Raw genomic sequence first — 19,101 nt, forward strand, 5'->3', positions numbered from 1 at the left:
CGCGCTGCCGGAGCCGTCTCCAGGCGCAGTTTCAGGCCGGGACCGGACGCCCGCACCCCCGCATTCCGCGCATCAACACTGTTTCAGGAAACAGTTCCCCTTTTCGCTCAATGGCTTAGGGGGTTTTCACAGTGAAATCCGCGGTTTTCACGCCGCACTGCCGCTGGACGGCAAAAGGGCGCCGGCAGATGCCGGCGCCCCAAAGCGGCGTCCGATCCGGCCCGCGGGCCGATCAGTTCTTGGCGTAGAATTCCACCACCAGGTGGGGTTCCATCACCACCGGGTAGGGCACGTCCGACAGCGTCGGCGTGCGGGTGAACTCGGCGGTCATCTTGTTGTGGTCGGCGCTGATGTACTCGGGCACGTCGCGCTCGCCCAGACCGGTGGCCTCAAGCACCACCGCCAGCTGCTTCGAGCGGTCGCGGACCTCGATCACGTCGCCTTCCTTGACCCGGTAGGACGGGATGTTGACGCGCTGGCCGTTCACCTTGACATGGCCATGGTTCACGAACTGGCGCGCGGCGAACACGGTGGGCACGAACTTGGCGCGGTAGATGACCGCGTCCAGCCGGCGCTCCAGCAGGCCGATCAGGTTCTCGCCGGTGTCGCCCTTGATCCGCTCGGCCTCGGCGTAGATGCGGCGGAACTGCTTCTCGGTGATGTCGCCGTAGTAGCCCTTCAGCTTCTGCTTGGCGCGCAGCTGCAGGCCGAAATCCGACATCTTGCCCTTGCGGCGCTGGCCGTGCTGGCCCGGGCCGTACTCGCGGCGGTTGACGGGCGACTTCGGGCGCCCCCAGATGTTCTCGCCCATGCGGCGGTCGATCTTGTACTTGGCAGACGTGCGTTTGGTCACGGCTGGATCCTTTCATCGTGCGTGAAAGGTGCTTTCCTTTGCCTCCCCCGTCAGGTGGGTTCGGCCGACAGGCATCCCCTCGCGGGGGCCGCAAACACCAAATGATCCGCGGTCCACCGACCCCGGAAACCCGCGCGTTATACCCGCCGTCGCCCGGATGTCAACGCACCGCGGCACGCGCCGGCGCGCCGCCGGTCAGAACCGCAGGTTCATGGTGATCGCGCCGACCCGCTGGCCCGCCTCCTGCTCCTCGAACTCGGGGCCCAGCCAGGCGTTGCCGAAGAACAGCCAGCCCGGCCCCGCGTCCAGCCTGACCCCGGCGCGCAGCCGGTGCCGCAGGCGGCGCAGCGTGACCGGGCCGCCATCGGGCAGCAGCACCGAATCGCCCACCGCCGCGATGTCCGCGCCCAGCATCAGCGTCACCCCCCGCCCGGCCTTGCCCATCAGCGCCGGATAGCGGAAGCCGGTGGCCGGATCGCGCGCCGCCAGCACCGGCCCCGGCGCGCCGATCTCGAGGTCGAGCCCGACCCGCGCCAGCGTCTCGTAACCCAGCTGCGCCGCGCCGAACGGCCGCGCCCGCACCGGCGCCGCGCCCAGCGCCAGCGTCCGCCCCCATTCGGCGGACAGCGTGGGATAGGCGCCGTCGGCGACCTGCTCGCGCGGCAGCGGGGTCGCGGCGCCCTCCAGCACCCGGTGCAGGTCGGACTGGAACCGGTCGATGCCGGTGGCGGGCCCGGTCAGGACCAGATCCGCACCGGCGCGCAACTCGCCGCCGATGCCGAGGTCTGCGCCGGTGAAATAGGTGTGCGCGCCGAACGACAGGATCCCGGCATACAGCCGGTCGGCCGCCGCCGGGCGCGCAAGGTTCGCCGGGGCGATTCCTTCCGCGTGGAAGCGCAGCTCGACCAGCGCGCCGGGCCGCGCCGGCAGCGCCGCCGTGCCCTCGGGGCCGAGGACCACGCTCAGCGTGTAGCTGCCGGTGCGCCAGCGGTCCTGGCCGTCGCCGAGCCTGTCGTTGGTCACGAAGCCGCCCCAGCCCAGCGGGCGCAGCCGCGCCTCGCCGGCCTGGGCCAGACTTGCGGCGAGCGTCAGCAGCGCCAGAATCCCCAGTCGTCCGATCATTTGCGGCCCACACCCTGTCCAGATCCGTTCCGGGCGGTGATAGCGCGACGCGCCGACGCGCGGGTTACGCCGGCCGGACAATTGCCGCGAGTGCGGCAAACCGGCCACGCGCGGCCGCGGCAACGGCGGCGCCGCACTTACAGCAGACGCGCGGCCTGGTACTTCACCCGGCGGATCGGGATCGACGACTCGAGCGAGGCGACGCCGTCGATCCGCGTCAGGCGCGAGGTCAGGAAGCGCTCGAACTCGTGCAGGTCGCGCACCGCGACACGCAGCAGGTAGTCGAAGCTGCCGGTCATCAGCCAGCAGTCGACGACCTCGGGGCAGCGCGCGACCTCGTGCTCGAAGGTCACCAGCCGGTCGTCCACCTGCCGGTCCAGCCGCACCGAGACGAACACGCTGAAGTCGAAGCCCATCTTCCGCTCGTCGATGCGCGCGCCGTAGCCGGTGATGTAGCCCCCGGCCTCGAGCTTGCGGATCCGGCGCGCGCAGGGCGAGGGCGACAGGCCGACGCGCTCGCTCAGCTGCTGGTGCGTCAGCCGGCCGTCGCGCTGAAGCGCGGACAGGATCCTGCGGTCGAGATCGTCGAGGTCGCTGGACATGAACGCCGATTATCCCCACTGAATCGATAATTCGCGCTGGAAGTCTGCGCGATGACCCGCGTTCACTAGCATGTTCGACGCCAATTGCTACGAAAAACGGCGTATGCAGGCTGCGAGGGAGGATTTCGATGGCCGCAGGCACGCATCTGAAGACCATCGAGCAGCGGCTGCTGTGGCTGTCGCACTGGATGATCCACAACGCCAATCACGTCCGGCCCAAGGTCGACGGGATCAAGACCGGCGGCCACCAGGCCAGTTCGGCCTCGATGGTGTCGATCATCACCGCGCTGTACTTCTCGGCCCTGCGCCCCGAGGACCGGGTGGCGGTCAAGCCGCACGCCTCGCCGGTGTTCCACGCCATGCAGTACCTGATGGGCAACCAGACACGCGAGAAGCTGGAGGCGTTCCGCGGCCTCGGCGGCGCGCAGAGCTATCCCAGCCGCACCAAGGACGCGGACGACGTGGACTTCTCGACCGGCTCGGTCGGGCTGGGCGTCGGGATCACCGCGCTGGCGTCACTGGTGCAGGATTTCATCGCCGCCAAGGACTGGGGCCGCGATATCGCCGCCGGGCGCATGGTGGCGCTGGTCGGCGACGCCGAGCTGGACGAGGGCAATGTCTACGAGGTGCTGCAGGAGGGCTGGAAGAACGGCCTGCGCAACACCTGGTGGATCATCGATTACAACCGCCAGTCGCTGGACGGGATCGTCCGCGAGGGCCTGTTCGAGCGGGTCGAGAAGATCTTCGCCGCCTTCGGCTGGGAGGTGGTGCGGGTGAAGTACGGCGCGCTGCAACGCGCCGCCTTCGACGAGCCCGGCGGCGGGGCGCTGCGCGACTGGATCGACGCCTGCCCGAACGTCGAATACGCGGCGCTGACCTACATGGGCGGCGCCGTCTGGCGGCAGCGGCTGATGGACGATCTGGGCGACCAGGGCGACGTCACCGCGCTGATCGAGCGGCGCAGCGACGCCGAGCTTGCCGCGCTGATGGAAAACCTCGGCGGCAACTGCGTCGCGACCATGGCCGAGACCTTCGCCGCCATCGACCACGACCGGCCAACCTGCTTCCTGGCCTACACGATCAAGGGCTGGGGCACGCCGATCGCCGGGCACAAGGACAACCACGGCGGGCTGATGACCAAGGCGCAGATGGCCGAGTGGCAAGCGCACATGGGCGTGCCCGCGGGCCGGGAGTGGGAGCCGTTCGCCACCGTTGCCAACCTCGGCGCGCTGAAGGATTTCCTGGCGCGGGTGCCGTTCTTCGCCGCCGGCCGCCGGCGGTTCGGCGTCGCGCGGCTGGCGGTGCCGGCCATCGCCGTGGACGGCAGCCGCGAGATCTCGACCCAGACGGCGTTCGGCAAGATCCTCGACGATCTGGCGCGCGGCGACAGCGACCTGGCGGCGCGGATCCTGACCACCTCGCCCGATGTCACCGGCACCACCGGGCTGGGGCCGTGGGTGAACCGGCGCGGGCTGTTCGCGCGCGCGGCGCAGAAGGATGCCTTCATCGAGCACCGCATCCCGTCGACCGCGAAGTGGAACTTCGCGCCCGGGGGCCAGCACCTGGAGCTGGGCATCGCCGAGATGAACCTGTTCCTGCTGCTGGGCGCCGCCGGGCTGGCGCACAGCCTGTGGGGCAAGCGGCTGATCCCGGTGGGCACGGTATACGACCCGTTCGTCTGCCGCGGTCTCGATGCGCTGAACTACGCCTGCTACCAGGACGCGCGGTTCCTGATCGCGGGCACGCCGTCGGGGGTGACGCTGGCGCCCGAGGGCGGCGCGCACCAGTCCGTCGGCACGCCGCTGATCGGCCTGAGCCAGGACGGGCTGGCGGCGTTCGAGCCGGCCTTCGCCGACGAGCTGGCGGTGATCATGGCCTGGGCGTTCGACTACCTGCAACGCGATGGCGAGGGCGATCCGGACGAGCGCACCTGGCTGCGCGACGAGACCGGCGGCTCGGTCTACCTGCGGCTGACCACCAAGCCGCTGGAGCAGCCGGGCAAGCGCGGCGACGACGCCTTCCGCCAGGGCGCGATCGACGGCGCCTACTGGCTGCGCCGGCCCGGCCCGAACGCCGAGGTGGTGATCGCCTACCAGGGCGCGGTGGCGGACGAGGCCATCGCCGCCGCCGGGATGATCGGCGAGACGCGCCGCGACATCGGCGTGCTGGCGGTCACCTCGGCCGACCGGCTGAACGCGGGCTGGACCGCGGCGCAGCGCGAGCGCGCCCGCGGCAACGCCGCCGCCCGGTCCCATGCCGAGACGCTGCTGGGTGCGCTGCCCCGCCATTGCAGCATCGTCACCGTGATCGACGGGCACCCGGCGACGCTGGCCTGGCTGGGGGCGGTCGCCGGGCACCGGACCGTCTCGCACGGGGTCGAGCATTTCGGGCAGACCGGCACCATCGGCGATCTGTACCGCCACTTCGGGATCGACCGGCAGGCGATCGCGCGCTCGGTCCGGGCGCTGACCGCCGGCGCGCGCTAGGCGTCAGCGCGCGGTGTTGCCGCCGTCGACGGCGAGGTTGGCGCCGGTGACGATCGCCGCGGCGTCCGAGCAGAAATAGAGCGCGGCGGCGGCGACCTCCTCGGGCCGGGCAAAGCGGCCCACCGGGATCTCGCGGCGGGCCCGCTCGCCCTTCTCTCCGGCCCAGCCGACCAGCGCCATCGGGGTTTCGACCACCGTCGGCGAGATCGCGTTGGCGGTGATCCCGTGCCGCGCCCATTCCAGCGCCATCACCTTGGTCAGGTTGATCAGCCCGGCCTTGCTGGCGCCATAGGCGGCGTGCTCGTCGATGCCGACGACGCCGGCCTGGCTGGCGATGTTGACGATCCGCCCGCGTCCCGACCGCTTCAGCCACGGCAGCGCGGCGGCGGCGACCAGCCAGGGCGCGCGCAGGTTGATCGCCATGGTCCGGTCCCAGTCCGCGATCCGGGTCTCGGCGGCGGGAAAGACGATGCCGAAACCGGCGTTGTTGATCAGCAGGTCGATGCCCATGTCCGCGCCGATCCGCGGCACGGTCGCGGCGACCGCGTCCGGGTCGGCAAGATCGACGGTGTATGCCCGGTGCTGGTGGCCCAGCCGCGCGGCCAGCGCGCCGGCGTCCTCGCGGTCGACCAGCGCCAGCCGCGCGCCGGCGGCGGCGAACGCCTCGGCCAGCGCGCCGCCGATCCCGCCGGCGGCGCCGGTGATCAATGCGGTAAGGTTGCCCAGATCGGTCATCGTCGGCTCCTCGCCCGGCGGCCTGGCGTCAGATGTCGAAGTTCGACGGCAGCACGATCATGTCGCGGATCGTCACGTTGCGCGGCCGCGACAGCGCGAACACCACCGCGTCGGCGACCTCGGACGGCTCGATCAGCGCGCCGTTCTCCTTCGCCTTGCGCAGGTTCTCCTCGGGCCAGTCGGCCAGCAGCGCCGAGATCACCGGGCCGGGCGAGACCTGGCCGACGCGGATGCCGTGCTTCATCAGCTGCCGGCGCATGGTCTGCACGAAGCAGGTGATCGCCCATTTCGAGCCGGAGTAGACCGGCTCCCACGGGATCGCGGAATGTCCGGCGACCGAGCAGGTGACCATGATGTCGCCGCTGCCGCGCGCGGTCATGTGCGGGATCACGGCATGCACGTTCTTCATCACCGCGTTGACGTTCAGGTTCAGCATCCGGTCGATCGTCGCCGGGTCGGTCTCGGCCAGATCGCCGCCGATGTAGGTGCCGGCGTTGCAGTGCAGGATGTCGATCCGCCCCGTCTTGTCGAGGATCTGCGGAACCATCGCGTTGCAGCTGTCGGCGTCGAGCAGGTCGGTGACCTGCGCGATGCAGGCCGCGCCGTGCCGCTCGGTCAGCGCCCGCAGTGCGGCCGCGTCGCGGTCGACCAGCACCACGGTCGCACCCTCGGCCAGCAGCGCCTCGGCGGTGGCGAGCCCGATCCCCGAGGCGCCGCCCGTGATCGCCGCCACCTTACCATCGAATTTTCCAGTCATCTCGTTGGTCCCTTGGTTCATACGAATGTTCGGACGCACGGGAAGCCGACAAGGCCGTCGAGGCCCCGCGTCGTCAGCTCGGTTCGCTCAGTGGGTGATGTAGCCGCCATCGGCCACCAACGTGGCGCCGGTGACGAACGAGGCGGCGTCCGAGGCCAGGAACAGCGCGCAGGTGGCCATCTCCTCGGGCTCGCCGAACCGGCCCATCGGCGTGCTGTCGCGCCAGACCTTGCTCATGGCGTCGTCGGCCATGCCGCCCTCGGCCATGCGGGTGCGGATGTAGCCGGGGGCGAGCGCGTTCACCCGGATGCCGCGGCCGGCGTATTCGAATGCCATCACCGTGGTCATCTGGTGTATCGCCGCCTTCGACGAGTTGTAGGCGACCTGCAGCTGCGGCTTGTTCGCGACATAGCCCGAAATCGAGCCGATGTTGACGATCGCGCCGCCGCCCTGCGCCAGCATCGGCGGGATCGCCGCACGGGCGACGCGGAACGGCGCGATCAGGTTGGTGTCCATGATCCGGGCCAGGCGCTTGTCGTCGAAATCGTGGAAATCGCCGCCGTCGGCGACGCCGGCGTTGTTCACCAGGATGTCCAGCCGGCCGAACCGGTCCAGCGTGGCCTGCACCAGCCGCTCCGGCACCGCGGGGTCGGTGACGTCGCCTTCGGTGAAGGCATAGCCGTCGCGGTTGGTCAGCTCGCGGCTTTGGGGCGTCTCGGAGCGGGCGCTGAGCATGCATTGCGCGCCGGCCTCGCCGAACAGCCGGGCGATGGCCAGGCCGATACCGCGGTTGCCGCCGGTGATCAGGGCGGTCTTGCCGTCAAGTCGGAAGGCGTCGAGGGACATGGGTCTGCTCCTGTGTGTGGGAATGGCATGCGGCGTGATAGGTGGCCAGGCGCTGGCCGACGCAGCGGATCAGCAGCGCCTGCGGGTCGAGCGGCCGGTCGGCGAGGTCGGCGGCGGACGGCAGGTGCTGCCAGAACAGCGGCAGCGGCACCGGCACCCCCTGCAGCGCGTCGGTCAGCCGCGCGACCGCCTGCTGCGCCTGCGGGGCCGACCAGTAATAGCGGATGCGGTCGGACAGAGAGTAATGGCGCAGCACGCGCTGCCGCGCCGGGGGGCCAGGATAGTGCCGCGCCCAGTGCCCGAGGGCGGCGGTCATCAGCGCCTCCATCGCCGCCTTCAGCGGCCGCTCGCCATAGTCCGGCAGCAGGTCCGAGGCGATGGCGTCGAGCCCGTAGAGCGCCTCGCGCAGCACGAAGGTCAGCTCCGGGCCGACCTTGAGGATGGCGAAGCCGTCCCGCACCAGCGCGGTCAGCGGCCCCTGCCCCTGGTAGTCGGTGGAATGCGCCTCGAACACCAGGCCCGGCAGCGCGTCCAGCGTCGCCGCCAGGGCTGCCGCCGCCGGACGGTCGTAGGCGACGACGTTGACGTTGCCGAACTCGACGCCGGGCTGGACCACCAGGCCGAGAACGCGGCCGAACGCCTCGGCCAGCCCCGCCGCGGCGAACGCCGCGCGGTGCACCGCCACGGTCTGGCGCGCGGCCTCGGGCGCGGTCGGCGGGATTGCCTCCAGCGCGTGGTCGGCGCCGCCGGGCGGCGGCACCTCGGTGCCGATGACGTAGCGCGGCGGCGGGTGGCCCGCCGCGCGGGCGGCGCCGTCGGCCGCCGCCGCCAGCCGCGCCGCGCGCCCGGCGGTGGCCGTGTCGTCCAGCGCCGGCGGCTCGCCCGCGCAGCCCATCGACGCGTCCAGGTGGATCTTGGCGAACCCGGCGGCGGCATAGGCGGCGACCATCGTCTCGGCCTCGGCCATGGCGGCGCCGGCCGGGCGGTCCCGCCACGGGCTGGGGCCGAGGTGGTCGCCGCCCAGCACGATCCGATCGGCCGGGCAGCCCTCCTCGCCCGCGATCCGCGCGACCAGGGCGGCGAAGTCGACGGGCGTCATCCCGGTATAGCCGCCGCGGTGGTTCACCTGGTTGCAGGTCGACTCGATCAGCACCGTCGCGCCGGTCTCGCGGCCGTGGCGCAGCGCGGCGCGCAGCACCAGCGGGTGCGCGGAGCAGACCGAGGTGATGCCGCGCGGCGTGCCGGCGCGATGCAGTCCGGCCAGCTGGTCGAGCGTGACGCGGGTCATCGGCGCGGGGTCCCGGCAATGAACGTGTCAAGCTCGGCGCGGCTGCCGGCGCCCTCCATCGGGCCGCGCACGGTGACGTTCCGCGCCCCGGCGGCGGCGGCGTAGGTCAGCGCCCGGTCCGGGTCCATGCCCAGGCGGCGGCAGGCCACATAGGCGCCGCCGAAGCAGTCGCCGGCGCCGGTGGGGTCGATCTCGTCCACCACGAAGGCGGGCGCGTCGTGGCGCGTGCCGTCCGGCAGGAACACCGACGCGCCGTCGGCGCCGCGCTTGAGTGCGATCTCGGCGACGCCGCGGGCGAACAGCCGGGCGATCGCCTCGGCCTCGCCGTCGACGCCGGCGGCGCGCTCCAGTTCGTCGCCCGAGGGCAGCAGAAGGTCGCAGCGGTCGACCAGCGCGGCGAAGCGGGCCTCGGTTTCGGCGTCGAGCCGCAGCTCCTTGCGGATGTTCGGATCGACCGACAGCGTGCCGCCGCGGGCCCGCACCGCCTCCGCCGCGCGCGCGATCACCGCCGCTGCGGACGGCATCGACAGCGCCGAGCCCATCACGTGCAGGTGCCCGGCGCCGCTCATCAGCGCCGCGACCGCGCCGGTCCAGGACAGCCGCGCCGCCGCGGAGCGGGCGATGTTGTAGACGAAGTCGCGGCCGCCGTCGGCGCGGTAGCGCACGAAGGCGCTGCCGGTCGGGTGCTCCGGGTCGATCGCCACCGCCGAGACGTCCACTCCGTCCGCCGCCAGCCGGTCCAGGTTGAGGCGGCCGAAATCGTCGTCGCCGACCGCGCCCACCATCGCCGCGGCGCCGCCGATCCGGCCGCACTGGGCGATGAAGATCGCCGGCGCGCCCGAGGGGTACGGCCCGACCAGCGGCTGCGCGGCGCGGAAGCCGTCGCCCCGGGTGGTGGCGACGATCTCCGCCAGGATCTCGCCGACGGTGACCGTGGGCCCGAGGCTGTCGGGGGCGAGCGGCATCAGGCGCGCCCGTTCGCCGCGCGGCGGCGCCGCGCCTCGGCGTGCTTCAGCTCGATGAACTGCCGGGCGTGCGCCGCCAGCGGGTCGTTCTCGGTCCAGGTGTCGCGCCAGATCGCACAGGCCAGCGACAGCCCCTCGTCGACCACGGCGGTGGAGAAGCTTTCGAACACCACGTCGCGGTCGTAGCCGATGTCCAGCAGCGCGTCGAAGATCGGCTCCCACCGGATCGTGCCGCAGCCCAGGTAGCCGCGGTTCGACTCGCCGATGTGGAAGTATCCCAGCCGGTCGCCCGCCATGCGGATCGCCTGCGCCGGATCGGCCTCCTCGATCTGCATGTGGAAGGTGTCGAGGTGCAGCGTCACGTCCGGGTTGCCGCAGTCGTCGAGGAACTTCAGCCCCTGCGCGGTGGTGTTCAGCAGGTTGCTCTCGAACCGGTTCACCAGCTCCAGCGTCAGCATGATGCCGGCGTCCGTCGCCTCGGCGCCGATCTCGGCGATCACCTCGGCGGCGGTCTTCCAGCCGGTTTCGGTGGGCTGGCGGTCGTACTTGGCGTGCGCGGAGTAAAGGATGCCGCCCAGCTTGTCGCCACCGATGTCGCGCACCGCCCGCACCGCGTCGGACAGCATCGCCCGGCCGGCCCGGATCGCGTCCGGGTCCCCGGACGAGATGTCCTTGTCGCGCGGCAGCCCCATGGTGACGCCGATCTGCACGTCGAGCGCGCGGCTTTTCCGCGCCAGCCGGTCGAGGTCGAACAGCTCGGGCCGCAGGTAGGCGAACTCGATGCAGCGGTAGCCGTGCGCGGCGCTTTTCTCCAGCGCCATTTCAAGACCCTCCTGGGTCTGCCCGCCGGTCCAGACGAAGGAATGGATGCCCAGCCGTCTCATGTCGTCTCCTCGTTCGCCGCGCCGGCGATCAGCAGGTCGGCGGTGACATCGTCGGTCACCAGCGTGTCGATCAGGCCGGCGCGCGCGGCGGCGCGGATGATCTCGACCTTGTGCGGGCCTGCGGCGGCCATGATCTTCAGCGGGATGCGCGCCACCGTCTCGATCGACACACCGACCGTGCGCGCGTCGATCGGGTGCCGGATCGGCCGGCCGTCCCTGTCCAGAAAGCGCCCCAGCACGTCGCCGATGGCGCCGGCGTCGGTCAGCATCTTCGGCGTCACCTCGCTCGGCAGCCCGTTGGCGACCAGGAACGACCGCGGCGAGACGTCGCTGGCGGTCATGACCGCCGCGTCCAGCGTCTCGAGCTTGGCGAAATGCTCCTCGAACAGCTCCTGCGACAGGAACGCCGCGCGGTCGACGCGCTCGGACAGGTAGACCGGCGCGGCCAGCAGCGAGTAGTTCGAGCCGAAGCGCTCGGCCAGCGACGAGGCGATCGAGAACGAGTTGAACGCGGTGCCGCGCGTGGTGCCGCCCAGCATCGAGACGACCTCGATGTCGGGGTGCGAGATGAACGGCAGCCGCCGCACCGCGCATTCGATGGTCACCCCCCACGACACCCCGATGCGGCGCCATGCCCCCTCGCGCAGCGTGTCGATCAGATAGCTGGCCAGCGCGGCGCCGACGGCGCGGTGGTAGTCGTAGGCGTCGCGGTTCGCCGGGGCGACCAGCGCCTTGGTCACGCCAAGCACCCGGCACAGCGCCTGCTGCGCCTCGATGCGCGGCAGGAACGGCGAGTCGATCTCGATCCGCACCATGTTCCGCGCCCGCGCCTTCTGGATCGCCTGGTTCACCCGCAGACGGGTGACGCCCATCAGCTTGGCGACCTCGGCCTGGGTCATCTCGTTGATGAAATAGTGCCAGCACACCTCGCTGATGAAGGCGTCGCTGTCTTCGAGCGCATCACGCGGCATGGCTGTCCTCCCGGGCGGCAAGCCACGCCGAAGCCGGCGCCGCCCGGATCGAAAATGCCACGACATACAGGTGTCATTCAAGCAATACATTTGAAAATTTTCCCTTGAACCGACTCCCGCACAGATGCATCCTTGCATCGGGGAGCGACGGATGCCGATGCTTGGGGAAGCTTCGCGTCGGCGCGCGGTCCCCGCGTACAATCGGGAGGACCACATGAAAACCGCATTCAGGGCCGGCGCGTCCGCGCTGGCGATCGCATTGGCTGCCGGCGCCGCGTTCGCGCAGGAGCTGCAGATCGAGAACGAAAGCTGGTGGCAGGAGGCCGGCGCCAGGTTCGACGGCGTCACGCTGCGCGGTGTCACCGAATCGACCCCGCCGTCGAATTTCATCTCGGACGTGCTGGCGCCGAAGTTCGAGGAGTTGACCGGCATCCGCGTCGACGTCGAGACCACGTCCTGGGACCAGATGTACGACAAGGCGATCAAGGACATGGAGGCCGGTACCGGCATCTATGACATGATCTACATCGAGCAGGACATCGTCTACGCCTACCTTGCGCGCGACTTCCTGGTGAACATCTCGCAGGCGCTGGAGGAAAACCCGGATCTGAAGGCGGCGGGATATGCCGAGGAGAATTTCACCACCTTCGCCGACAACTTCCGCGGCGAGGACGGGGATCTTTACGGCATCCCGATGGAAGCCTTCATCAAGATCTACCTCTACCGCACCGACCTGTTCGGCGACGAGGAGATCCGCGCCGCCTTCCAGGAGCAGACCGGCCGCGAGCTGGAGCCCGCCAAGACCCACGAGGAATACGCCGAGATCGCGCAGTTCTTCACCAGCTGGTTCCAGGACAAGGGCGAGGACGTCTGGGGTTCGACCGCGCAGGCGCACACCGGCCACCCGGCGTCCTGGTACGAATTCTTCGAGTCCGTCGCGCCGACCTTCGGCGTCTACAACTGGGGCATCGATCCCGACAACAACTACGCCGCCTCGGTCGAGAACGGCGGGACGATGAACTCGGACGAAGCCAAGGAGGCGATGACCTGGTGGCTGTCGATGCGCGACATCGCGCCGCCCGAGTCGGTGCAATCCACCTGGACCGAGGTCGCCACCACCTTCGCCGCCGGGCGCGCCGCGCAGGGCCTGGTCTATGGCGAGAACGCCGCCTGGATCGCGACCGACGATACCAAAAGCCGCGTCGTCGGCAACGTCGGCGTCGCGCTGCCGCCGCTGGCCGAGGGCGTGATGGAGGCCGCCGAGTCCGGCGAGGGCTACATCGGCTACTACGACGGCGGCGCCTTCGGTCTGCCGGTGACCTCGAAGAACCAGGACGCCTCGCTGCTGTTCCTGCAGTTCATGGCGCTGCCGGAAGTGCAGGAGGAATGGGCGATCGCCGCGCCGCGGATCACGCTCGACTCGACCTATGATTCGCCGAAGGTCGCCGAGCTGAACGAGGAACTGGGCGGCTACTACGACATGCTGCGCGACCAGGGCTACCTGTTCAAGGGCGCCCCGGCCTATCCGTTCCACGCGCAGCTGCGCGAGGCCACCGCGCCGATCTTCTACCAGATCCTGACCGGCGATCTTGGCGTCGACGAGGGCCTCGACCAGATGGCCGCCACCGCCGAGCAGGAACTGTCCGACCTCGGCTATCGCCAGTAGGACGGAACCCTGAGGGACGGGCCGTCGCCAGCCGGCGGCCCGTCCCGGCACACGCGTCCCGGCACACGCGCCCCGGCACACGCGTCTCGACCCGCCGGGCCGGCGCGCCGGTGACATGCATCGAAATCGCGGGAGGTCAGGCCGATGCAATCCAACAGACTGGGCTGGATACTCCTTGCGCCCTCGCTGCTGATCCTGTTCCTGTTCGGGGTGGTGCCGTTCCTGTATGTGGCGTGGCTGTCGTTCCACCAGTGGAACCCGTTCGCCGCCAACCCCGACATCATCTACAACGGCGCCGAGAACTTCCGGCGCCTGGTGTTCGACGCCGCCTTCCTGGCCTCGCTGGGGGTGACCATCGCCTTCGTGTTCTTCGCGGTGGTGAGCGAGCTGATCCTGGGCTACGTGCTGGCGCAGGCGTTCATGAAGGACTTTCCCGGCAAGGCGATCTTCCGCACCATCCACACGTTGCCGCTGATCATGGCGCCGATCATCGTCGGCTCGATCTGGAAGCTGATGACGACGCCGTCGATCGGGATCATTCCCAACCTGCTGGACACCTGGTTCGGGCTCGACCTGAACATCGGCCAGAGCGCCGCCGCCGCGTTCGCCGTCACCGTGATCATGGACGTCTGGCACTGGACGCCGCTGGTGACCTTGACGCTGATCGCGGCGCTGGTGTCGCTGCCGCCCGACCCGTTCGAGCAGGCGCAGATCGACGGCGCCAACAAGCGGCAGATCTTCTGGCACATCACCCTGCCGATGATCGCGCCCGCGGTGGTCGCGACGGTGTTCATCCGCCTGATGGACGCGCTGCGCACGGTGGACGAGGTGCTGATGCTGACCGGCGGCGGGCCGGGCTCGGCCACCCGCTACCTGGGGGTGCACATCTTCAAGGAGGTGTTCCCGCGCACGAACTACGGCTACGGCTCGGCGATCTCGGTGATCGTCCTCTACCTGACCATCGTCGCCTGCTGGCTGCTCTATGTGAGCATGCTCGCGCCGCGGAACCAGAAGTGAGGGGCTGATCGATGAAAAAGCGCAATCCCTGGCTGCAGACGCTGTTCTGGATCTTCGTCAGCTTCCTGACGCTGTTCCCGATCTACTGGCTGTTCGTGGTCTCGGTGAAGCCGGCGGTGGACCTGTTCACCACCCCCGAGATCCTGCTGAGCGAATTCTACTGGCAGAACTACGTCGACGTCTGGACCGACCGCACGCTGCGCGGCTACATGATGAACTCGCTGATCATCTCCAGCGGCAATGCGCTGCTGAGCACGGCGCTGGGCTTCTTCGCCTGCTACGCGCTGACGCGGTTCCGCATGGGCGGCAAGGAAAGCATCTTCTTCTGGACCATCACCAACCGGATGGCGCCGCCGGCGGTGTTCCTGCTGCCGCTGTTCCTGCTGATGACGCAGGTCTACCGGGTTGGCGACTTCACCCTGCTGGACACCCGGATCGGCATGATCCTGGTGTACTGCACCTTCAACCTGCCGTTCGCGATCTGGACGCTGCGGCCGACGCTGGACGGCATCCCGCGCGAGCTGGACGAGGCCGCCTTCGTCGACGGCGCGTCGAGCTGGAAGGTGATCTCCGAGATCGTCTTTCCGCTGTGCCGGCCGGGCCTGGCGGTGACGCTGATCCTGACCTGGGTCTTCGCCTGGAACGAATACCTGCTGGCGGCGACGCTGACCAACTTCAGCGCGCGCACGCTGACCACCGGGCTGTCGGAATACGTCACCACCACCGGCACCGAATGGGGCATCATGGCCGCGATCTCGGTGTTCACGCTGATCCCGGCGCTGATCGTCTTTACCCTGGTGCAGCGGCACATCGTGGCCGGCCTGACCTTCGGCGCGGTGAAAGGATAGCATCATGGCCGATCAGAAAGACCTCGAGACGCCCATCGACATCCTCGAGCCGGACGAGGACACCGGGCCGGCGCCCGGCGCCGCCGGCTTCCTGCCGATCGAGACCAACTGGTTCGACCGCATCTTCATCTCGGTCGTGATCTGGGTCGCGCTGTCCCTGTTCTGGCTGCGCTTCATCGAACCGGCCGGGCTGTCGCTGAACTTCGCCCACGTCATCGCCGTGATCCTCGGCATCTTCATCGTCTGGAAAGGGTGAACCCATGAAATCGCTCGTTCTCGAGAAAAAGGACGTCCTGAGCCTGCGTGACTTTCCCGCCATCGACCGCGCCGAACAGGCGCTGGGCCCGCGCGACGTCCGCATCAAGCTGCACACGGTCGGCATCTGCGGCTCCGACGTGCACTACTACACCCACGGCCGGATCGGGCCGTTCGTGGTGAACGAGCCGATGATCCTCGGCCACGAGGCGTCGGGGACCGTGATCGAGACCGGAGCCGACGTCACCACCCTTGCCGTCGGCGACCGGGTCTGCATGGAGCCGGGCGTTCCCGACCCGAACTCCAGGGCGACGCGGCTGGGCATGTACAACGTCGATCCGAACGTCCGGTTCTGGGCGACGCCGCCGGTGCACGGCATCCTGCGGCCGACCTGCGTCCACCCCGAGGCGTTCACCTTCAAGCTGCCCGACAACGTCAGCTTCGCCGAGGCGGCGATGGTCGAGCCGCTGGCCGTCGGCGTGCACGCGGCGACCAAGGCGCGGGTGAAGCCGGGCGACATCGGCGTGGTGATGGGCGCCGGCCCGATCGGGCTGGTCACCGCGCTTGCCGCGCTGGCCGCCGGCTGCGCCCGCGTCTACGTCACCGACCTGGCCGAGAAGAAGCTGGAGATCGCCGCCGCGCTGAGCCCGGCGATCACCCCGGTCGACGTCAGCCGCGAGGATCTGGTGGCGCGCGTCAAGGCGGACACCGACGGCTGGGGCGCCGACGTCGTCTGGGAGGCCACCGGCTCGCCCAAGGCGGCGGCGGGCGTGTTCGAGCCGCTGGCGCCGGGGGGCTGCGTGGTGATGATCGGCGGCCAGCCCGACCCGATCAGCTACGACGCCGGCGCCGCCATGGTGCGCGAGGCGCGGGTCGAGAACATCTTCCGCTACGCCCACGTGTTCCCGCGCTGCGTCGCCATGCTGTCCTCGGGCACGGTCGACGTGAAGCCGCTGATCACCCGCACCTTCGACTTCGACGACAGCGTCAAGGCGTTCGAGATCGCCGCCTCCGCCCCGCCGGCGGACGTCAAGATGCAGATCGAACTGCCGCAATAAGGAGTGCCGTCGTGGCCGACGTCAGAATCGACAATGTAATGAAGCGCTACGGCAACGTTCAGGTGATGCACGGCGTCTCGGTGGACATCGATGACGGCGAGTTCGTCGTCCTTGTCGGCCCGTCGGGCTGCGGCAAGTCCACGCTGCTGCGGATGCTGGCGGGGCTGGAGGAGATCTCGGCCGGCAGCATCGCCATCGGCGGCAGGGTGGTGAACGAGGTGCCGCCGAAGGAACGCGACATCGCCATGGTGTTCCAGAGCTACGCGCTCTACCCGCACAAGACGGTGTTCGACAACATCGGCTTCCCGCTGAAGATGGCCAAGCGGCCGAAGGCCGAGATCAAGGACAAGGTCGAACGCGCCGCCGGAATCCTGGACCTCGGCCACCTGCTGGGCCGCTATCCCAAGCAGCTGTCCGGCGGCCAGCGCCAGCGCGTCGCCATGGGCCGCGCGATCGTCCGCGACCCGCAGGTGTTCCTGTTCGACGAGCCGCTGTCGAACCTGGACGCGAAGCTGCGGGTGACGATGCGGGTCGAGATCAAGGAACTGCACCAGCGGCTGAACACCACCATCGTCTACGTCACCCACGACCAGATCGAGGCGATGACCATGGCCGACAAGATCGTCGTCATGCGCGACGGCCGGGTCGAGCAGATCGGCGCGCCGCTCGATCTCTACGACAACCCGCAGAACGTCTTCGTCGCCGGCTTCATCGGCTCGCCGTCGATGAACTTCGTGCACGGAAGGATCGCCGCGAACGGCGCCGCAAAGCAGTTCGTCTCGGAAAGCGGGCTGACGCTGCCGGTGCCCGAGACGCCGGCCGCCGACGGCCAGGAGGTGACCTACGGCATCCGCCCCGAGCACATCCGGATCGGCCCCGAGGGCATACCGATGAACGTCGTCGTGGTCGAGCCGACCGGCTCGGAAACCCAGGTGTTCGCCAAGGCCGGCAAGGACCTGATCGACGCCATCGTGAAGGAGCGGATCACCGCCCGGCCGGGTCAGCCGCTTGGTTTCGTCATCGATCCCGCCGCCGTACACCTGTTCGACCGCAAGACCGAACAGCGTCTCTGAGTCCCACCGTCCGCGGGACGCAGGCATGGAGCATGACCGGTATTCGCGCCGTGATATTCGATCTCGACGGGTGTCTCGTGGACAGCGAGCCGCACTCGCTCGAGGCGCTCGCGGCCGAGATGCGCGCGATCGGCCTGACAGACGCCAGCGCCGGGCAGATCCGCACCCACTTCCTGGGCGTGTCGATGACCGACATCTGCCGGCACATCACCTGCAGCAGCGGCGTCGCGGTGCCGGAGGATTTCGTCGAGCGGGTCGAGACGCGGCTGTTCGCGGTCTACGCCGAGAAGCTGCGCCCGATCCCGGGCGCCGGGGCGCTGCTGGACCGGCTGGAGGCGGCGGGCATCGGCATGGCGATCGCCACCGGCGGTTCGGTGCGGCGGATGCAGCGGACGCTGGAGCTTGGCGGGTTCGCCGCGCGGTTCCGGCTGCGCGGGTTCAGCGCCGATCACGTTGCCCGCGGCAAACCGGCGCCGGACCTGTTCCTGCACGCCGCCGAAGCGCTGGGCGTGCCGCCCGCGCACTGCGCCGTGCTTGAGGATTCGCCGCATGGCGTGGCCGGGGCGCGGGCGGCGGGGATGGCCGCGGTCGGCTTCGTCGGCGGCTCGCACCTGGACGGGGTCCGCGCCGCGCATCGCGCGACGCTGGCGCGGGCCGGGGCCGATCCGGTGCTGGACAGCCTCGGGCCCGCGTTCGAGGCGCTGACCGGCGGCGGCCGCGCCGGGGGGAAACGGCAGAAGTAGACCGACGCCGTTCGGGGCGACGCGAAACCGGCGCGCCGGGCAGGAATTCCCCGCCGCGATGATCGACCGCGAACCCCTGCGCAGTGCGATAGCGCGGCGGTATGGAACCCAGACCCACTCGGCATTTTTCCGGGCGCGCGCGACGGCGCAGGTTGTCGGGGCCACCCGCCCCGTGACGGGCGCCGGGAATCGCAGGAGGACAAAAATGCCATCAATCACGCGCAGCGCGCTGCTCGCGGCCGTCGTCGGGCTGGGGATGACCCTGCCGGCGACACAGGGACTTCGGGCCGTCGCGGCCACCGTCGCCCTGGAGGGCGACGGCATCGTGACGCTGAAAAGCGCCTACGACATGCAGGACACGATCGACCGGCTGAAGGCCGACATCGCCGACAAGGGCATCGTGTTCTTCTTCCAGGTCGACCAGTCGGCGCTTGCCGGCGCCGCCGGGATCCAGTTGCAGCCGACGACGCAGCTGAATTTCGGCAACCCGGCACTGGGCTCGCTGTTCATCACCGCGCGGCCCGAGGCGGGGCTGGACTGGCCGGTACGGGTGCTGGTCAGCCAGGATGACGGCGGTCAGGTCTGGGTCAGCTACACCGACTTCGCCTGGATCGCCGCGCGGCACGGCATCACCGACCGCGATGCCGAGTTCGCCAAGGCGACCGAGGTCATCACCTCGATCGCCGCCAGCGTCGCCGCGCGATAGCGCGGCGCCGGGGATCGGCCGCCGCATCGTCTCTCCCCATGCGCGGCCGATCCGAGATGCCGGCCGGGCCAGGCGGCGCATCGCTCCCGCCCGCGCCGGGCTCGCCCGCCGCGGATCGCCCGGCCGGCAATTGCTCCGGAACCTCCGATGCTTGTGCGAGCCGCGCTGATCGCGGCATGGGGCGCTGCCGTCCGACCCGGGGCAGCCCCTACGGACGCTGCTGTCG

The 19,101-nt window shown here is 70.1% G+C and carries 19 protein-coding genes; 9 read left to right on the forward strand and 10 right to left on the reverse strand.

What is annotated here, in order from left to right; all coding sequences use genetic code 11:
- Positions 1 to 232 precede the first annotated feature (232 nt).
- The 3 genes from rpsD to GE300_RS02245 all read right to left on the reverse strand — a co-directional run bounded on the left by rpsD (position 233) and on the right by GE300_RS02245 (position 2,577).
- Complete coding sequence (gene rpsD, locus GE300_RS02235; RefSeq protein WP_325063064.1) at positions 233 to 853, reverse strand: 30S ribosomal protein S4; 621 nt, start codon at positions 851 to 853, stop codon at positions 233 to 235.
- Positions 854 to 1,048: 195 nt separating this feature from the next.
- On the reverse strand, positions 1,049 to 1,975 hold the full coding sequence (locus GE300_RS02240; protein ID WP_154444482.1) for a lipid A-modifier LpxR family protein: 927 nt from the start codon (positions 1,973 to 1,975) through the stop codon (positions 1,049 to 1,051).
- 137 nt (positions 1,976 to 2,112) lie between these two features.
- Positions 2,113 to 2,577 (reverse strand): Lrp/AsnC family transcriptional regulator, encoded by a 465-nt coding sequence (locus GE300_RS02245; RefSeq protein ID WP_154444484.1) that lies wholly within the window; start codon positions 2,575 to 2,577, stop codon positions 2,113 to 2,115.
- A 128-nt stretch (positions 2,578 to 2,705) separates the two neighbouring features.
- Between GE300_RS02245 and GE300_RS02250 the strand changes: the two genes are divergently transcribed.
- Positions 2,706 to 5,063: a transketolase-like TK C-terminal-containing protein gene (locus tag GE300_RS02250; RefSeq protein WP_154444486.1), complete on the forward strand. Its 2,358-nt coding sequence runs from the start codon at positions 2,706 to 2,708 to the stop codon at positions 5,061 to 5,063.
- 3 nt (positions 5,064 to 5,066) lie between these two features.
- Here GE300_RS02250 and GE300_RS02255 read toward each other — a convergent pair whose 3' ends face one another.
- From GE300_RS02255 to GE300_RS02285, 7 genes are all read right to left on the reverse strand, one after another.
- Positions 5,067 to 5,798, reverse strand: coding sequence for an SDR family oxidoreductase (locus GE300_RS02255; protein ID WP_154444488.1), 732 nt, complete (start codon positions 5,796 to 5,798; stop codon positions 5,067 to 5,069).
- A 28-nt stretch (positions 5,799 to 5,826) separates the two neighbouring features.
- Positions 5,827 to 6,555 (reverse strand): SDR family oxidoreductase, encoded by a 729-nt coding sequence (locus tag GE300_RS02260; RefSeq protein ID WP_154444490.1) that lies wholly within the window; start codon positions 6,553 to 6,555, stop codon positions 5,827 to 5,829.
- An 87-nt stretch (positions 6,556 to 6,642) separates the two neighbouring features.
- Positions 6,643 to 7,401: an SDR family NAD(P)-dependent oxidoreductase gene (locus GE300_RS02265; RefSeq protein WP_154444492.1), complete on the reverse strand. Its 759-nt coding sequence runs from the start codon at positions 7,399 to 7,401 to the stop codon at positions 6,643 to 6,645.
- Positions 7,376 to 8,689: a class II D-tagatose-bisphosphate aldolase non-catalytic subunit gene (locus GE300_RS02270; RefSeq protein ID WP_154444493.1), complete on the reverse strand. Its 1,314-nt coding sequence runs from the start codon at positions 8,687 to 8,689 to the stop codon at positions 7,376 to 7,378. The genes GE300_RS02265 and GE300_RS02270 overlap by 26 nt, the downstream gene beginning before the upstream one ends.
- Positions 8,686 to 9,654, reverse strand: a complete 969-nt coding sequence (locus tag GE300_RS02275) for a tagatose kinase (protein ID WP_154444494.1) — start codon at positions 9,652 to 9,654, stop codon at positions 8,686 to 8,688. Before GE300_RS02275 ends, GE300_RS02270 begins: the two co-directional genes overlap by 4 nt.
- Positions 9,654 to 10,538, reverse strand: a complete 885-nt coding sequence (locus tag GE300_RS02280; RefSeq protein ID WP_154444495.1) for a sugar phosphate isomerase/epimerase family protein — start codon at positions 10,536 to 10,538, stop codon at positions 9,654 to 9,656. Before GE300_RS02280 ends, GE300_RS02275 begins: the two co-directional genes overlap by 1 nt.
- The gene (locus tag GE300_RS02285) at positions 10,535 to 11,509 is read right to left on the reverse strand and encodes a sugar-binding transcriptional regulator (RefSeq protein ID WP_154444496.1); all 975 of its coding nucleotides are present in this window, start codon (positions 11,507 to 11,509) and stop codon (positions 10,535 to 10,537) included. The genes GE300_RS02280 and GE300_RS02285 overlap by 4 nt, the downstream gene beginning before the upstream one ends.
- A gap of 214 nt (positions 11,510 to 11,723) precedes the next feature.
- Between GE300_RS02285 and GE300_RS02290 the strand changes: the two genes are divergently transcribed.
- From GE300_RS02290 to GE300_RS02325, 8 genes are all read left to right on the forward strand, one after another.
- On the forward strand, positions 11,724 to 13,175 hold the full coding sequence (locus GE300_RS02290) for an extracellular solute-binding protein (protein WP_154444497.1): 1,452 nt from the start codon (positions 11,724 to 11,726) through the stop codon (positions 13,173 to 13,175).
- 144 nt (positions 13,176 to 13,319) lie between these two features.
- The gene (locus tag GE300_RS02295; RefSeq protein WP_154444498.1) at positions 13,320 to 14,192 is read left to right on the forward strand and encodes a carbohydrate ABC transporter permease; all 873 of its coding nucleotides are present in this window, start codon (positions 13,320 to 13,322) and stop codon (positions 14,190 to 14,192) included.
- 11 nt (positions 14,193 to 14,203) lie between these two features.
- Positions 14,204 to 15,040 carry a carbohydrate ABC transporter permease gene (locus GE300_RS02300; RefSeq protein ID WP_154444499.1) on the forward strand — a complete coding sequence of 279 codons (837 nt, stop codon included), beginning with the start codon at positions 14,204 to 14,206 and terminating at the stop codon, positions 15,038 to 15,040.
- Positions 15,041 to 15,044: 4 nt separating this feature from the next.
- A complete protein-coding gene (locus tag GE300_RS02305; protein WP_154444500.1) occupies positions 15,045 to 15,296 on the forward strand; it encodes a DUF2160 family membrane protein in 252 nt (83 codons plus the stop codon).
- Between the two features lie 4 nt (positions 15,297 to 15,300).
- The gene (locus tag GE300_RS02310; RefSeq protein WP_154444501.1) at positions 15,301 to 16,353 is read left to right on the forward strand and encodes an NAD(P)-dependent alcohol dehydrogenase; all 1,053 of its coding nucleotides are present in this window, start codon (positions 15,301 to 15,303) and stop codon (positions 16,351 to 16,353) included.
- Positions 16,354 to 16,364: 11 nt separating this feature from the next.
- Positions 16,365 to 17,426, forward strand: a complete 1,062-nt coding sequence (locus GE300_RS02315) for an ABC transporter ATP-binding protein (RefSeq protein WP_325063065.1) — start codon at positions 16,365 to 16,367, stop codon at positions 17,424 to 17,426.
- A 32-nt stretch (positions 17,427 to 17,458) separates the two neighbouring features.
- Entirely contained in the window at positions 17,459 to 18,169 is a 711-nt protein-coding gene (locus GE300_RS02320; RefSeq protein ID WP_154444502.1) for an HAD family hydrolase, read from the forward strand.
- 205 nt (positions 18,170 to 18,374) lie between these two features.
- Entirely contained in the window at positions 18,375 to 18,875 is a 501-nt protein-coding gene (locus GE300_RS02325) for a DUF302 domain-containing protein (protein WP_154444503.1), read from the forward strand.
- Positions 18,876 to 19,101 lie beyond the last annotated feature (226 nt).

The organism is Halovulum marinum, assembly GCF_009697225.1.
GTDB classification, from domain to species: Bacteria; Pseudomonadota; Alphaproteobacteria; order Rhodobacterales; family Rhodobacteraceae; genus Halovulum; species Halovulum marinum.

Bases quoted from the DNA above. Each gene is read 5' to 3' on its own strand.
- GE300_RS02280 (WP_154444495.1), bottom strand. From the start codon at position 10,538: ATGAGACGGCTGGGCATCCATTCCTTCGTCTGGACCGGCGGGCAGACC.
- GE300_RS02295 (WP_154444498.1), top strand. From the start codon at position 13,320: ATGCAATCCAACAGACTGGGCTGGATACTCCTTGCGCCCTCGCTGCTG.
- GE300_RS02250 (WP_154444486.1), top strand. From the start codon at position 2,706: ATGGCCGCAGGCACGCATCTGAAGACCATCGAGCAGCGGCTGCTGTGG.
- GE300_RS02255 (WP_154444488.1), bottom strand. From the start codon at position 5,798: ATGACCGATCTGGGCAACCTTACCGCATTGATCACCGGCGCCGCCGGC.
- GE300_RS02305 (WP_154444500.1), top strand. From the start codon at position 15,045: ATGGCCGATCAGAAAGACCTCGAGACGCCCATCGACATCCTCGAGCCG.
- GE300_RS02320 (WP_154444502.1), top strand. From the start codon at position 17,459: ATGACCGGTATTCGCGCCGTGATATTCGATCTCGACGGGTGTCTCGTG.
- GE300_RS02310 (WP_154444501.1), top strand. From the start codon at position 15,301: ATGAAATCGCTCGTTCTCGAGAAAAAGGACGTCCTGAGCCTGCGTGAC.
- GE300_RS02260 (WP_154444490.1), bottom strand. From the start codon at position 6,555: ATGACTGGAAAATTCGATGGTAAGGTGGCGGCGATCACGGGCGGCGCC.
- GE300_RS02245 (WP_154444484.1), bottom strand. From the start codon at position 2,577: ATGTCCAGCGACCTCGACGATCTCGACCGCAGGATCCTGTCCGCGCTT.
- GE300_RS02325 (WP_154444503.1), top strand. From the start codon at position 18,375: ATGCCATCAATCACGCGCAGCGCGCTGCTCGCGGCCGTCGTCGGGCTG.
- GE300_RS02270 (WP_154444493.1), bottom strand. From the start codon at position 8,689: ATGACCCGCGTCACGCTCGACCAGCTGGCCGGACTGCATCGCGCCGGC.
- GE300_RS02285 (WP_154444496.1), bottom strand. From the start codon at position 11,509: ATGCCGCGTGATGCGCTCGAAGACAGCGACGCCTTCATCAGCGAGGTG.
- GE300_RS02275 (WP_154444494.1), bottom strand. From the start codon at position 9,654: ATGCCGCTCGCCCCCGACAGCCTCGGGCCCACGGTCACCGTCGGCGAG.
- GE300_RS02240 (WP_154444482.1), bottom strand. From the start codon at position 1,975: ATGATCGGACGACTGGGGATTCTGGCGCTGCTGACGCTCGCCGCAAGT.
- GE300_RS02290 (WP_154444497.1), top strand. From the start codon at position 11,724: ATGAAAACCGCATTCAGGGCCGGCGCGTCCGCGCTGGCGATCGCATTG.
- GE300_RS02300 (WP_154444499.1), top strand. From the start codon at position 14,204: ATGAAAAAGCGCAATCCCTGGCTGCAGACGCTGTTCTGGATCTTCGTC.
- GE300_RS02265 (WP_154444492.1), bottom strand. From the start codon at position 7,401: ATGTCCCTCGACGCCTTCCGACTTGACGGCAAGACCGCCCTGATCACC.